The organism is Pseudomonas sp. Leaf434, from assembly GCF_001425545.1.
Classification (GTDB): domain Bacteria; phylum Pseudomonadota; class Gammaproteobacteria; order Pseudomonadales; family Pseudomonadaceae; genus Aquipseudomonas; species Aquipseudomonas siliginis.
Map to the genome: position 1 here is coordinate 689813 of NZ_LMQZ01000009.1, position 13627 is coordinate 703439.

The 13627-nt window shown below is 58.5% G+C and carries 11 protein-coding genes; 9 read left to right on the forward strand and 2 right to left on the reverse strand.

Annotated features, from left to right (window positions below):
• Window positions 1–33: 33 nt before the first annotated feature.
• Window positions 34–1434, forward strand: coding sequence for an aminotransferase-like domain-containing protein (locus ASG55_RS20460; protein WP_056789812.1), 1401 nt, complete (start codon window positions 34–36; stop codon window positions 1432–1434).
• A 108-nt stretch (window positions 1435–1542) separates the two neighbouring features.
• Window positions 1543–3189 (forward strand): phosphoglucomutase (alpha-D-glucose-1,6-bisphosphate-dependent), encoded by a 1647-nt coding sequence (pgm, locus tag ASG55_RS20465; protein WP_056789815.1) that lies wholly within the window; start codon window positions 1543–1545, stop codon window positions 3187–3189.
• Between the two features lie 54 nt (window positions 3190–3243).
• On the opposite strand, the gene ASG55_RS20470 is transcribed toward pgm, so the two are convergent.
• The gene (locus ASG55_RS20470; protein ID WP_056789818.1) at window positions 3244–3939 is read right to left on the reverse strand and encodes a pirin family protein; all 696 of its coding nucleotides are present in this window, start codon (window positions 3937–3939) and stop codon (window positions 3244–3246) included.
• Window positions 3940–4198: 259 nt separating this feature from the next.
• Here ASG55_RS20470 and ASG55_RS20475 point away from each other — a divergent pair, with 259 nt between their 5' ends.
• On the forward strand, window positions 4199–6673 hold the full coding sequence (locus ASG55_RS20475) for a UvrD-helicase domain-containing protein (protein WP_056789821.1): 2475 nt from the start codon (window positions 4199–4201) through the stop codon (window positions 6671–6673).
• Between the two features lie 50 nt (window positions 6674–6723).
• Here ASG55_RS20475 and ASG55_RS20480 read toward each other — a convergent pair whose 3' ends face one another.
• Window positions 6724–6996, reverse strand: a complete 273-nt coding sequence (locus ASG55_RS20480) for a DUF1652 domain-containing protein (protein ID WP_041480416.1) — start codon at window positions 6994–6996, stop codon at window positions 6724–6726.
• A 265-nt stretch (window positions 6997–7261) separates the two neighbouring features.
• On the opposite strand from ASG55_RS20480, the gene ASG55_RS20485 reads away from it, so the two are divergent.
• The 6 genes from ASG55_RS20485 to ASG55_RS20510 all read left to right on the forward strand — a co-directional run bounded on the left by ASG55_RS20485 (window position 7262) and on the right by ASG55_RS20510 (window position 13473).
• On the forward strand, window positions 7262–8074 hold the full coding sequence (locus ASG55_RS20485; protein WP_056789824.1) for an AraC family transcriptional regulator: 813 nt from the start codon (window positions 7262–7264) through the stop codon (window positions 8072–8074).
• Window positions 8075–8126: 52 nt separating this feature from the next.
• Entirely contained in the window at window positions 8127–9533 is a 1407-nt protein-coding gene (locus ASG55_RS20490) for an NAD(P)/FAD-dependent oxidoreductase (RefSeq protein ID WP_056789827.1), read from the forward strand.
• Window positions 9534–9564: 31 nt separating this feature from the next.
• A complete protein-coding gene (locus tag ASG55_RS20495; protein ID WP_056789830.1) occupies window positions 9565–9909 on the forward strand; it encodes a cupin domain-containing protein in 345 nt (114 codons plus the stop codon).
• Between the two features lie 55 nt (window positions 9910–9964).
• Window positions 9965–11050 (forward strand): polyamine ABC transporter substrate-binding protein, encoded by a 1086-nt coding sequence (locus ASG55_RS20500; protein WP_056789833.1) that lies wholly within the window; start codon window positions 9965–9967, stop codon window positions 11048–11050.
• Window positions 11051–11513: 463 nt separating this feature from the next.
• The gene (locus ASG55_RS20505) at window positions 11514–12959 is read left to right on the forward strand and encodes a serralysin family metalloprotease (RefSeq protein WP_056789836.1); all 1446 of its coding nucleotides are present in this window, start codon (window positions 11514–11516) and stop codon (window positions 12957–12959) included.
• A gap of 91 nt (window positions 12960–13050) precedes the next feature.
• Window positions 13051–13473 carry an AprI/Inh family metalloprotease inhibitor gene (locus ASG55_RS20510; protein WP_156388212.1) on the forward strand — a complete coding sequence of 141 codons (423 nt, stop codon included), beginning with the start codon at window positions 13051–13053 and terminating at the stop codon, window positions 13471–13473.
• The last annotated feature ends 154 nt before the right edge of the window (window positions 13474–13627 follow it).

A 13627-nucleotide genomic window follows, 5' to 3' on the forward strand; every position in this document is an offset into this window, starting at 1 on the left:
GGGTTGTGAACCGATATCTACGGAAATGAGGGTGTGAAAAGCGCGCGGGACAACGACTTTGTTTATCAGGCAGTTTATCGATATCTGACCACGCTGATTGATGACGCCGGAGGTGGTGCGGCGGTACGCATGCCTTCCTTGCGACAACTGGCGGATCGACTGAATGTCTCCATTTCAACGGTGCAGTACGCCTATTCGCTTCTGGAGAAGGAAGGTCGAGTCTATTCGATAGCCAAGTCAGGGTATTACGCGCAAGCGCTGTTCAGCATGGATGCGCCCGGCAACGGCAATGATCTGCTGGAGACCGTGTACGTCAACGCCAGACGTCCCGGAATGTGTGTGTTGAGCGCCGACGAACCGGCCTCGCTGCAACCGCTGGACAGTCCGTTGTTGACGCTGGAACGTGAGCTTCTGCGCCAATATCCGCGTCAGCTACAGACATTCGTGCAACCTTGCGGAGAGCTGGAATTGCGGGTTGCCCTGGCAGCGCGGTACACGAGTTCGACAGAGCATTTCTGGCATGCCGATGACATCTATATCGGTGCCGATCTGCGCGGGGTCCTGGAAATTCTGATTTCGGTGCTTGAATTGCGTCACGCCAGCGTAATTGTCGAATCACCGTGCGACTGGGTGATATTGCGTCTGCTCGAGTCGTGCGGGGTGCGCGTGATCGAATGGCCATTGCTGGCCGAAGGCGTGCTTGATCTGTCGGTACTGCAATCGCTGCTGGAGAACGAGCCAGTACGTCTGGTTCTGTTGTCCTCAGTGTTGAGCATGCCTCACGGCAAAGGTTTCACCCATGAGCGTCAGCAAGCCGCCGCGCAGTTGCTCAATCAACATGGCGTCTGGGTACTGGAAAACGACTGCTACAGCGAGCTTGACGAGCGCAATGATTCACAGCGTTTGCGCAGTTGGCTTGATCCTGAGCGTCTGCTGGTGTTTTCCACTTTCGAGAAATTCATCGGCGCTGAAGCGCCATTCGGCTTTGTCCTGTCGCGTCATTGGCGTGAGGCGCTGCAACGCCATTTTCTGCTGCGCGCATTTCGCTTGTCGCCGATCCGCCAAAAGGCGATTGCCCGGTTGTTGAATGGCGGGCGGCTTGATCAGCACTTATCTGTGCTGCGGCGAATGCTGGGTGAGCGGCGAGCCGTGTTGATCCAGGTTCTGCACGAACGTTTGGGCGATACGCTGCAGATCGTCGAGCCGCAGGGCGGGGCGACGGTGTGGGTGCGTTCGTTACGGCCGGTCGACATGGCGAATGTATTCCGTCGCCTGCTCAAGCAACAGATCATCGTGGCCCCCGGCGAGCTGTTCAGCCTGCAAGGTCTGCATGCGGATCATCTGCGGATAAGCGCGTTGCACCACGGCGAGCGGGATCTGCCGAGTGTCATCGGCTTGCTCGGCGATGCCTTGCGCCTGTCGCCCGGCCAATAACGTTAAAAAACATCGGGCGAGTTTCGGATACATCCCGTCGCACAGTGGTCAAACTGCCAGTAAACTGCGCTGCATTTCCTGAACCACTCCGATTTCAGAGGTTTTTGCATGACACTCAGTCCTTTTGCGGGCAAACCGGCACCGGCAGAACTGTTAGTCGACATCCCGCGACTGGTTACGGCCTATTACACCGGCCAGCCTGATGCATCGATTTCTACCCAGCGAGTGGCGTTCGGCACGTCCGGCCACCGCGGCAGTTCGTTCGATTTGAGTTTCAACGAATGGCACGTTCTGGCCATCAGCCAGGCGATCTGCCTGTATCGCGAAGCCCAGGGCATCACCGGCCCGCTGTTCGTCGGCATCGACACCCATGCACTGTCGACCCCGGCGGGCGCCAGCGCACTGGAAGTCCTCGCCGCCAACGGCGTCACCGTGATGATCGCCGAAGGCGATGAGTACACACCGACCCCGGCAATTTCCCACGCCATTCTCTGCTACAACCGCGGCCGTACCTCCGGCCTGGCTGACGGTATCGTCATCACGCCGTCGCACAACCCGCCACAAAGCGGTGGCTACAAATACAACCCAACCAACGGTGGCCCGGCCGATACCCACATCACCAAGTGGATCGAAGCCAAGGCCAACGAGCTGCTGGCGAACAAACTGGCCGGGGTCAAACGCATCAGCTACGAGCAGGCGCTCAAGGCCAGCACGACCCATCGTCACGATTACCTGAACACCTATGTCGCCGACCTGATCAACGTCATCGACTTTGATGCCATCCGTGATGCCAAGCTGCGTCTGGGTGTCGATCCGCTGGGCGGAGCAGGGGTGCGCTACTGGTCGGCCATTGCCGAACACTATCGTCTCGACCTGGAAGTGGTGAATAAACAGGTCGATTCAACGTTCCGTTTCATGACCGTCGACTGGGACGGTCAGATCCGTATGGACCCATCGTCCAGCCACGCAATGCAGGGCCTGATCGGCCTGAAAGAGCGCTTCGACGTGGCGTTTGCCTGCGACCCGGATCATGACCGCCACGGCATCGTCACGCCGTCCGGTGGTTTGCTCGCGCCGAACAACTATCTGGCGGTATCCATCGACTACCTGTTCCAGAACCGTCCGCAATGGCGCGCTGATGCCGCTGTCGGCAAAACCGTGGTCAGCAGCGGCCTGATCGACCGCGTGGCCAAGCGCCTGGGCCGTCGTCTCTACGAAGTGCCGGTTGGTTTCAAGTGGTTCGCCGATGGCCTGTTCGATGGTTCGCTGGGTTTTGGCGGTGAAGAGAGTGCTGGCGCCTCGTTCCTGCGCAAGGATGGCGGTGTATGGAGCACCGACAAGGACGGTCTGATTCCAGCCTTGCTCGCCGCTGAAATGACGGCGCGCACCGGGCGCGATCCAAGTCAGGCCTACCGAGCGCTGACCGACGAACTGGGCGAGCCGTTCTCGGTACGCGTCGACGCCAAGGCCAACCCTGAGCAAAAGGCACTGCTGAGCAAGCTGGCGCCGGAACAGGTCACCTCGACCGAGCTGGCAGGCGAGAAGATCCAGAGCATCCTCAGCCATGCACCGGGCAATGATCAAGCCATTGGCGGTCTGAAAGTCATGACCGAAAACGGCTGGTTCGCCGCGCGTCCTTCGGGCACTGAAGACATCTACAAGATCTACGCCGAAAGCTTCCTCGGCGACGACCACCTCAAGCAACTGGTGGCCGAGGCGCAAACTTTGGTAGACGGCGCCATTTCCAGCAAATGATGCGCACATGAAAAAGGGCAACCGTGAGGGTTGCCCTTTTTTATTGCCTGCAGATCAAGCCAGGTCGACCAGTACGATCTCGCTGTCCTCGATCGCCGTGACCGTCAGCACTTGCTCATGGGCCACCGCCACACCGTCACGCGCTTGGGCACGCAAGCCATTGACCTCGATCACGCCAGTGGCCGGGACCAGATAGGCGCGCCGTCCTTCATCCAGTCGATATTCAGCGGTTTCACCGGCCTTGATGTTCGCCGCCACCAGACGCGCATTGGCGCGAATGTGCAGGCTTTCATCGTCGCCGTCCTTGCCGCTGGCCAATGTGACAAAACCTTCGCGCTTGCCTTTGGGAAACGGTTTGGCGCCCCACGACGGCGGCGCACCGGTTTCGGTCGGCAGAATCCAGATCTGGAAGATCTTGGTTTCCTTGTCTTCGAGGTTGTACTCGCTGTGGGCGATGCCGGTGCCGGCACTCATCACTTGTACATCACCGGCTTCGGTGCGGCCCTTGTTACCCAAATTGTCCTGGTGCGTGATGGCACCTTCACGCACGTAAGTGATGATTTCCATGTCGCGGTGCGGATGCTGCGGGAAACCGGTGCCTGCGGCGATGATGTCGTCGTTCCACACGCGCAAGTTGCCCCAGCTCATCCGCTGCGGATCGTAGTATTCGGCAAACGAAAAGTGGTGATGCGCGTCCAGCCAGCCATGATGGGCGCCGCCCAGCGAGCTGAAGGGTCTGAGTTCAAGCATGATCGTCTCCTTAAATTAGGTTCGTCAGGGGGCGGGCCCCGTGGTTGATGACGACGATCATCTATCAGGTAAACATCGATAAAAAGCGCAAAAACTGCCGCATCATGATCAGTTTATTTGATGGGAATGTGCCTCGAAATCGTCTTATCCGACTTTCAATTCGTCGCCTAAACCGATGACCTGTAAGCATTTCGCTAGAACTCATCAGCAAATCCAGACACCATAGCCGCCACAGCCTCACACCCTGGAGTCCGTCAGCGTGGCGCAACACACCCCCGATCTTCCCCCTGAACTTCGTCCACTGGCCGAGATGCCCTGGTTCAAGCGTCTGGCCGCGCGATTCTTTGGTCACGGTCTGACCAAGCTGCGCGCGCAGCACCGGGCATCGTGGCTGCACGGGCAAGCTGACGGATTTCGCAGTGGCCACACAGCCGGCGTCGAATATGGTTTCAAGGAGGGCAAGCTTGAGGGTCTGGAGGAAGGCCGCCAGGTTCTGCTGATTCGCGACAGCCGCAACACCGAGCATCGGCCGCCCAGCGTCGATAACCACCTGTTCGATGACTGGCGCCTGCCGCTCACCGCCGAATTGAAAAAACGCATCAAGGCTGACGTCGCTCGTTTGCTCCCGGCCCACGCCCAGCCCAGCGCCGCGCAATGGAAAATGATCTTCAGCGATACGCCGTCCACCTCGGTGGTCGCCGGTGCGGGCGCCGGCAAGTCGACCACATTGGTGCTGCGCATTCTGTTACTCAGCCATTATCTGGGTTTTGAGCTGGATTCGATGACCGTGGTGACCTTCACCCGTGAATCGCGCAAGGACTTCATCAACAAGCTCATCGAAATATTCACGCTGTGGGGTCAGCCGTTGAACCTCAAGCAGGCGCGCGAACTGGTGCGAACCTTCCACTCGCGCATCCTGCCGATGGTTCGCAGCCTGCCGGGTTTCGAGCGCTTGCAGGCCTTCGAGAACCTCAGCGACCGCCCGCAAAGTGGCGCAGAGGAGGTCGACAGCAATCCGTTTGACCTGCGGATCAACGACGCGCAACGACAGCAACTCAATGCCTGCTACCACCGCTTGTTCAACGAGGATGAGCGTTTCCGCCAATTGATCCAGCCGCTGTCCCGCGCGGGTTTGCAATTAAAGGAACTGGATCGCGATCATCCCGATGTGCAGAAACGCATGGCGGTCACCGAACTGGCGGCCAAGCGCGATGAAGAGCTCTGCGATGTGATTGAAGATTTATGGTTTCGTGCAGGGGCGTGGCCCATTAAAGGCATCGAGCCGAATCGGCAGGCCTTCGAAATCAATGGCTCGAAGTTCCACGCTCATGGCTATATTCCCAGCCTAGATGCCTGGGTGGTGCTCGGCTTTGATCCCAGGGAAAACGCCCAGCTGACCCGACCCAACGCCAAGCTGAGTGTCCGTGCAGAGTGGGCGGTCAAGCGCACCCTATTTCAAGCTTTCTGCCGTAAGCCATTGATATGGCTGGATAGTTACGAGTCATCCAGGCGCGTTCTTGCGACGTTGGCCGGAGATGCCAGCGCCGGTCCCGGCTTTGATTACAAGGTCAAAGGCGAGCTGGCATCCGCGCCATTGCTGGATTGTTTTGTCGCCGCGGCGGGCTTCATCGAAAACCTCGGCCTGGATGTGCCGGACGCGGTCAGCCGGATGAGCTTCGCCAAGGACGATCCTGATCGTTTTTTCTTTGAGGCCCTGAGCCTGTTCTGGCGCGCATTTGAAGATCACCTGCTGGATCAGAAACCGCCAGTCATGACCTACAACCGCATGTTCGCGCTGTTCAGCGAACACTCGCCGGAAAACCTCAAGTTGCTCAGCGACGAGTTGCTGCGGCCGATGGCGCATCTGATGATCGACGAATTCCAGGACGTATCGCCGCAGATCGTTTCGTGGATTCGCGCCAGCCTCAATGAAATCCGCAGCCGTGGCCCGGCCATGCACGTTGGGCGAGGGGCGCAGCGGTCGTCGCTATTGTGCGTCGGTGATGACTGGCAGTCGATTTACGGCTGGCGCGGCAGTTCTCCGAGTTACTTCATGGAGTTCAACAAGGAATTTCCGTCGCCGAGCACCACGCGGGTCATGCTCAGTGACAACTACCGCAGCCACCAGCACATCATCGACGCCGCTGAACACATTGTCCGTGCAGCGCCGGCGATCGCAGGCAAGAAGGCCAAGGCCAGTGGTGAGCCCAAGCCGCTTCACCCGGTAAACGTGCTTGAACGGGATGATGAAGCATTGGGGCAGCGCCTGGCCGAGCATTACCGGCGGGGAGATTCAATCCTGATGCTCTATCGAAAAAGCAGCGATAAGTTATTGATTGAGCAGCATATTCAGCCTGTACTTAACGTGGATTCGAGCTTGCCCTATGAGGCGCGGCGGCTGAAACAGCTGACCTATCACAGCGCCAAAGGCTTGCAGGCTGATGCGGTATTCCTGCTGGGTGATTGTCAGCATCTGACCAGTTCTCCGTACAAGAACCAGGTGTATCGCATGGCGGGATTGGGCAAAAGTGGCGATAGCGAGCCGTACGACAATGCGCAAAAAGACGAAATCCTGCGCCTTGCCTACGTTGGTATCACGCGCGCCGTCAGCCATTGCTACTGGTACGTCGAACCGCAGGAAACCCAAGCGGTAAACATGCCGAGGGCATCGGATCGAGTTGCCAAGGGCAAGCCGTTCTTCGTCGATCATCGAACCGAGGAGGCCAGCGCCTGATCAATAAAAAAGCCCGCATCGCTGCGGGCTTTTTGTTTTAAATCAGGCGGTTATGCGTAGTTCTTGAGAGATTCCGGAGGAGTGAAAGCTTCCAGCTCATCTTCGATGGCCTCGATGATGCGCTCGACGTCCGCCGCGTTCATCACCGTTGCGCAGGGAATGCCAGCGATGGCGATCATGGTTTCGCCGCTGGCACGATCAAACAGACGGGCGATCAGGCTGCCCGGCGCATCCATCGTCGCCTCGAAACCCATGGGATGGAAATGCCAGCGCATCAGCTGGCAAGCGTTTGGAAAGGTGACTTTGCTGAACCCTTTATTCATGGTGTTGCCCGCCTGCTTCATCGAGCGCTTCCTTTTGCTCATGTTAGGTGGGAAGAGCCTTCATTGGCTCAACCAGTGCTTGAGCTTTAAAAGTAGCATCCGTGTGTGAAAAAACTGTGAGTTTTTTCAGTCCGTTTAGCGATTGATTCGCATTTTTTGATGTAAGTCACTGGCTCATCGATTATCGCCAAAACGCCACCATGGATTTTTCATTGAAGCGGCAGAGGAAGTTGGGCAAGCTCGGTTCTTTTTCGCCGAGCCGCTTATGCACGCCGATGACGACGGCCCAGAACAGACCCAGGCCACGGCCGCCACGGTCATGCGCTATCACCTGAGCTGGAAACACCGGGATCTGGACAGCGTCATGGCGCTTTATCACGCCGATATCCAGTACAACGATTTCTTTCAGAATCGCGTACTCAGACTGGATGAGTTACGCGAGTACGTGCGCGTGAGCATGCCGCGAGAATCCGACGAACTGCTCGAGCATTGCGACCGCATTCGGGTGGATGGCAATACCGCGTTCATTCAGTACGAAGTGACCTTGCGTGGCGGCGATGGTTTGGTGTCGTTCCGTTCCAGCGAAGCGATCACGGTCAAGGACGGCCTGATATGGCGCGTCAATGAATACGCCTCGCTGGTGCGTACCCAAACCAACGGCAGTTCGGCACCGAGCCGTCCGGCGGTCAGTCGTCTCGGTCTGTCACCGCGCCAACTGAGCTTCATGGCCGAAGACCTGCAGCAGTATTTCGAGAAGCAGCAGCCTTATCTGGACCCTGAGCTTGACCTGCAAAGGGTGGCGAAGGAGTGCGGGTACAGCCGCAATCAGATTTCCTATCTGCTCAATCAGGTACTCGGGCAAAGCTTTTATCGCTACGTCAACCAGGCGCGCCTGCAGCATTTGCTGCGTGCACTGGACAGCGCCGCACCGCCATTGCGCGTCGACGAGCTGGCGTTTGCCGCCGGTTTCAATTCGCTGTCGGCGTTTTACAAATGCTTTCGCGAGCACACCGGCCAGTCGCCCAAGGCCTACGCCAAACAAATTTCTCTGCGGGCACGCGCGCAAGACATCCACTGACGGCAGCCACTAGGATCGACGCCATCGAAGGTTTTCAGTGGCGGAGTCTGGCATGTCGGCGTGGCGCACGATCAGTTTATGGATGGATCAGCTCGATGAGCCGCTGCTGGCGCGCCCTGCGTTGGAGCGGGACCTGGATGTCGACGTGGCGATCATCGGCGCCGGTTACACCGGACTGTGGACGGCGTACTACCTGAAAAAACAGGCGCCCGGCCTGGATATCGCCATCATCGAGGCGCAAACCGCCGGGTTCGGTGCGTCCGGACGCAATGGCGGCTGGCTGATGGGTAACTTGCTGGGTGAGGATCGCTTGCTCGCAGGCTTATCGCCGCAGCAACGGCGGGCGTCGTTTGATCTGCTGCACAGCATTCCTGATGAAGTAGAGATCGTCGTTGAACGCGAAGGCATCGACTGCGATTACCGCAAGGGCGGGGTGCTTTATTGTGCTGCGCGCTACCCAGAGCAGGAAACCGTTCTGCGCGATTACCTGAACAAGCTGCATGCCCAAGGCCTGACTGACGACGATTACCGCTGGCTGAGTCCCGAGCAACTGGCCCAGCAGATCCGCGTGGCCAAGCCCTACGGCGGCATCTTCGCCCCCCATGTCGCGACCATTCACCCAGCGAAACTGGTCCGTGGCCTGGCGCGTACCGTGCAGAACATGGGCGTGAAAATCTACGAAAACAGCCCGGTTACCCACTGGCAATCCGGCAGTTTGCGCACGGCCAAGGCCAGCGTACGCAGCCGCTGGATCGTCCCGGCCGTGGAAGGCTATTCGGTGACGTTGCCGCCGCTGGGCCGTTATCAGTTGCCGGTGCAAAGTCTGATTGTCGCCACCGAGCCGCTGTCCGCCGCGACCTGGGACGAAATCGGCCTCAATCGCGGCCAGGCCTTCAGTGAATTCAGCCGTCAGGTCACCTATGGCCAGCGCAGTGCCGACAACCGCCTGATTTTCGGCGCCCGTGGCGGTTATCAGTTCGCCGGCAAGCTTCGCCATGACTTCAACCTCACTCGCGATGAAGTCGAGTTGCGCCGCTATCTGTTCGGCGAACTGTTCCCGCAGCTGAAAAACGTGCAGATCACCCACGCCTGGGGCGGCAACCTCGGCATGTCGCGGCATTTCAAGCCGCACATGCTTTGCGACCGCGCCAACGGCATCGCGCTATCGGGCGGTTATGGCGGGGAGGGCGTCGGCGCCAGCAACCTTGGCGGGCGCACCCTGGCCGATCTGATTCTCGAGCGCGACAGCGAGCTGACCCAACAACCGTGGGTCCTGCCCGACGGTGGCATTCACGCGCTGCGTGCCTGGGAGCCAGAGCCATGCCGCTGGCTCGGCTACAACGCGATCATCAAAAGTTTCGTGCATGAAGACCAGACGCTGGCCAATCCGGCGACCGCGCCCTGGCGGCGCAAGCTCGCCAGCCAAGTCGCCGGGTTCATGGAAGGTTTCATGCACTGAACGTCGTTTCCCTCAACAAACAGGTCACGCCATGAGCATCACCCAATTCAAGAACACCGCCGGGCTCGAACTCGAGGAGTCCAACCCGGTCGCCGTGCCCCTCGGCGAACCTGTCGCAATTGCCTCGACCACCAGCGTCGAGCGCGACGACGGTGTCGAAACCGGCGTCTGGGAATGCACCCCGGGCCGCTGGCGGCGGCAGATCACCGCGCAGGAGTTCTGCCATTTCATTTCCGGGCGCTGCACCTTCACCCCCGACGGTGGCGGCGAAACCCTGCACATACAAGGCGGCGACGCACTGATGTTGCCAGCCAACACGCTCGGGATCTGGGATATCCAGGAAACCGTGCGCAAGAGCTACGTGCTGATTTTCTGATTGTTCGATCCTTTGATTGCCTGCCAACAAAAAAAGCCCATACAGGAATCGCCCCATGATCCAGAAAACCCTCGCATTGGCGCCGCTGCTGCTGGCCGCTTCCGTCAGTCACGCGGCCGAGACGGTCAAGGTCTACAACTGGTCCGACTACATCGCCCCGGACACCACGAAGAATTTCCAGAAAGACACGGGCATCGGCGTCACCTACGACGTCTACGACAGCAACGAAACCCTCGACGGCAAATTGATGACCGGCAAATCCGGTTACGACGTGGTGTTCCCGTCGAACCACTTCATGGCGCGGCAGATTCAGGGTGGGGCGCTGAAGAAACTCGACAAGAGTCAGTTGCCGAACTGGAAGAACCTCAACCCGGCACTGCTCAAAGCCTTGCAGACCAACGACCCGAACAACGAGCACGGTTTCCCTTATCTGTGGGGCAGCACCGGCATCGGCTACAACATCGCCAAGGTCAAAGCGGTGCTGGGCGACGACGCGCCGGTGGATTCCTGGGATCTGATCTTCAAACCCGAATACATGGAAAAACTGCAAAAGTGCGGCGTGGCGATCCTCGACAACGGCCCGGAGCTGCTCCCGGCGGCACTTAACTACCTCGGCCTGCCGCACCACAGCAAGAATCCCGAAGACTACAAAAAAGCCGAAGCTTTGCTGATGAAAGTGCGGCCCTACGTCAGCTACTTCCATTCCTCGAAGTACACCAGTGACCTGGCCAACGGCGACATCTGCGTAGCAGTCGGCTTTTCCGGCGACATCCTGCAAGCGGAGAACCGCGCCAAGGAGGCCAAGAACGGCGTTGAGATCGGTTATGCGATTCCCAAGGAAGGCGCGGCCATCTGGTTCGACATGGTCGCCATGCCCGCCGACGCACCGGACGAAAAGGCCGGCTACGCCTTCATGAACTACCTGCTGCGCCCGGACGTCATGGCGGGCATCACCAACTACGTGCACTACGCCAATGGCAATGAACAGGCGGACACGCTCATCGATCCAGCGATCAAGAACGACACCAAGGTGTACCCGAGCCCGGAAATGATGGGCAAGCTGTTCGCGCTGGAAGCGATGCCGCTGAATATCGACCGGATCCGGACGCGGGTTTGGAACAAGATTCGTACCGGCAGCTGAGTTTTTTCAGGCCAACGTACAAGACCCCTGTGGGAGCGAGCCTGCTCGCGAAGCGGTTTGTCATTCGACTCTTATGTTGACTGGCTTGGCGCCTTCGCGAGCAGGCTCGCTCCCACATTTGTTATTCAATGAATCAGCATAGTTGATATCAAAGCACTGGCACCGCTGACTGAAAGTGTGACTTGCCCAACAAATCCAAACTTACCGATATTTAATATTTAAATAGAAAATCGTCAGACAATTTGCGCCCTCGCTACAACTAAAAACAATCTTTCCTCCCCGCACGCTTTGTTTACGGCAGTTTCCTGATACCACCAAATTGGATCGCAAAAAAATCCTTTACGACAGATTTCCAATTGTGTCAGGTTCGTTACGCCTTCATTGGGCGAGTGATAGGACGATCTCGCCAAAGATCGTCCTGTCGGACAAAAACTGTTCCATTGCTAAACAAGGAAGTGTGTTTATGTCGAAAGTTAAAACCAATGCTGTTGATTCCGCCGAACAAGCTTTCCAGCTGGCTGCCTTCAGCTCGGCGTACAACCAGATCAATAGCTTCAGCCATCAGTATGACCGTGGCGGCAACCTCACGGTCAATGGCAAACCCTCGTACACCGTCGATCAGGCGGCTACGCAATTGCTGCGTGACGGCGCTGCCTATCAGGACAAGGACAGCAGCGGCAAGATCGAACTCACCTATACGTTCCTGACCTCGGCCTCGAACAGCACGATGAACAAGCACGGGATCACCGGGTTCAGTCAGTTCAGCGCGCAGCAACAGGCGCAGGCCAAGCTCGCCATGCAGTCCTGGGCCGATGTGGCCAATGTCACCTTCACCGAGAGAGCCTCGGGCGGCGACGGGCACATGACCTTCGGTAACTACAGCGGTGGCCAGGATGGCGCTGCGGCGTTTGCCTATCTGCCGGGGACCGGCGCCGGTTATGACGGCACCTCGTGGTACTTGATCAACAGCGGTTACACGCAGAACAAGAACCCGGATCTGAACAACTACGGTCGTCAGACCCTGACCCACGAAATCGGCCATACCCTGGGCCTTGCTCACCCTGGCGACTACAACGCCGGCAACGGCAACCCGACCTACAACGACGCGACCTACGGCCAGGACACCCGTGGCTACAGCGTCATGAGTTACTGGAGCGAGAGCAACACCAACCAGAACTTCAGCAAGGGCGGCGTCGAAGCCTATTCGTCCGGCCCGCTGATGGACGACATCGCAGCCATCCAGAAACTCTACGGCGCCAACACCACCACCCGCACCGGCGACACCACCTACGGCTTCAACTCCAATACCGGCCGCGATTTCCTCAGCGCGTCGTCGTCGAGCGACAAAGTGGTGTTCTCGGTGTGGGATGCCGGCGGCAAGGACACCCTGGATTTCTCCGGTTTCACCCAGAACCAGAAGATCAACCTCAACAGCGCTTCGTTCTCCGACGTTGGCGGCATGGTCGGTAACGTGTCGATCGCCAAGGGCGCGGTCATCGAGAACGCGATTGGCGGTTCGGGCAGCGATCTGTTGATCGGCAACAGCGTGGCCAACGAGCTCAAGGGCGGTGCCGGTAACGACATCCTGTACGGCGCTGGCGGTGCCGACAAGCTGTGGGGCGGCGCCGGTTCGGACACTTTCGTGTTCGCCGCCAGCTCGGACTCCAAGCCAGGTGCGATCGATCAGATCCTCGATTTTGTCAGCGGTCTGGACAAAATCGACCTGACCGGCATCACCAACGGTGCGGGCCTGCACTTCGTCAACAGCTTCACCGGTTCGGCCGGCGACGCAGTGTTGACCTCGTCGGGCGGCAATAGCCTGTTGTCGGTGGATTTCTCCGGGCATGGCGTGGCTGACTTCATCGTCAGCACCGTGGGCCAGGCAGCGACCAGCGACATCGTGGCGTGATGTGAAAGGAAAGCGGCGCCTCGTGCGTCGCTTTCTTCGCTTGCATCGGCCTGATCCCCGAGCAAGGCTACGAACGGAAGTGAAATTTCCTATGACTCGATACGTTTTAACTGACACGACGATGGCATGGCTGATGGCAGTCACGCTGATGATGACCGGAGCGACAAGCATGGCAAGCAGCCTCAGACTCGAAGAACCCTCGGCATTCGCCGGGCGCTGGCAGGCCACATTGACCGGTCACCACGACACACCCGAAACGCGGTCGTTGCAAGACAAGCCGTCGAACACATGCGTTGTCGATCTTGCGCCAGACAAGACCTTGGGCGAGGGCGCCGATTGTCTGGGCGCATGGTTGAGCGAAGTCCCGATTGGCTGGTTTCCAGAACCCGATGGCATTGCCATCACTGGCAAGGAGGGTTCGAAAATCGCCTTTTTCAGCCGCCGGGGGGATGGCTCTTACAAAAGCAGGTTGAGTTCGGAATTGCTTATCTTGCTCGAACGCGTCGGGCACTAAGCGGTGGCTGGGTAGTTGCGCGAAGTTGATGTACTGCAATAACTGAGCGTTATAACCGCGAAGCCGATCAACTTGTTATGAAATTGTAAGCACTACTTGCAAATGATCTTTGGCAGGTACGCGAAATATCAATGGAATGCTCGTCCGCACCGAC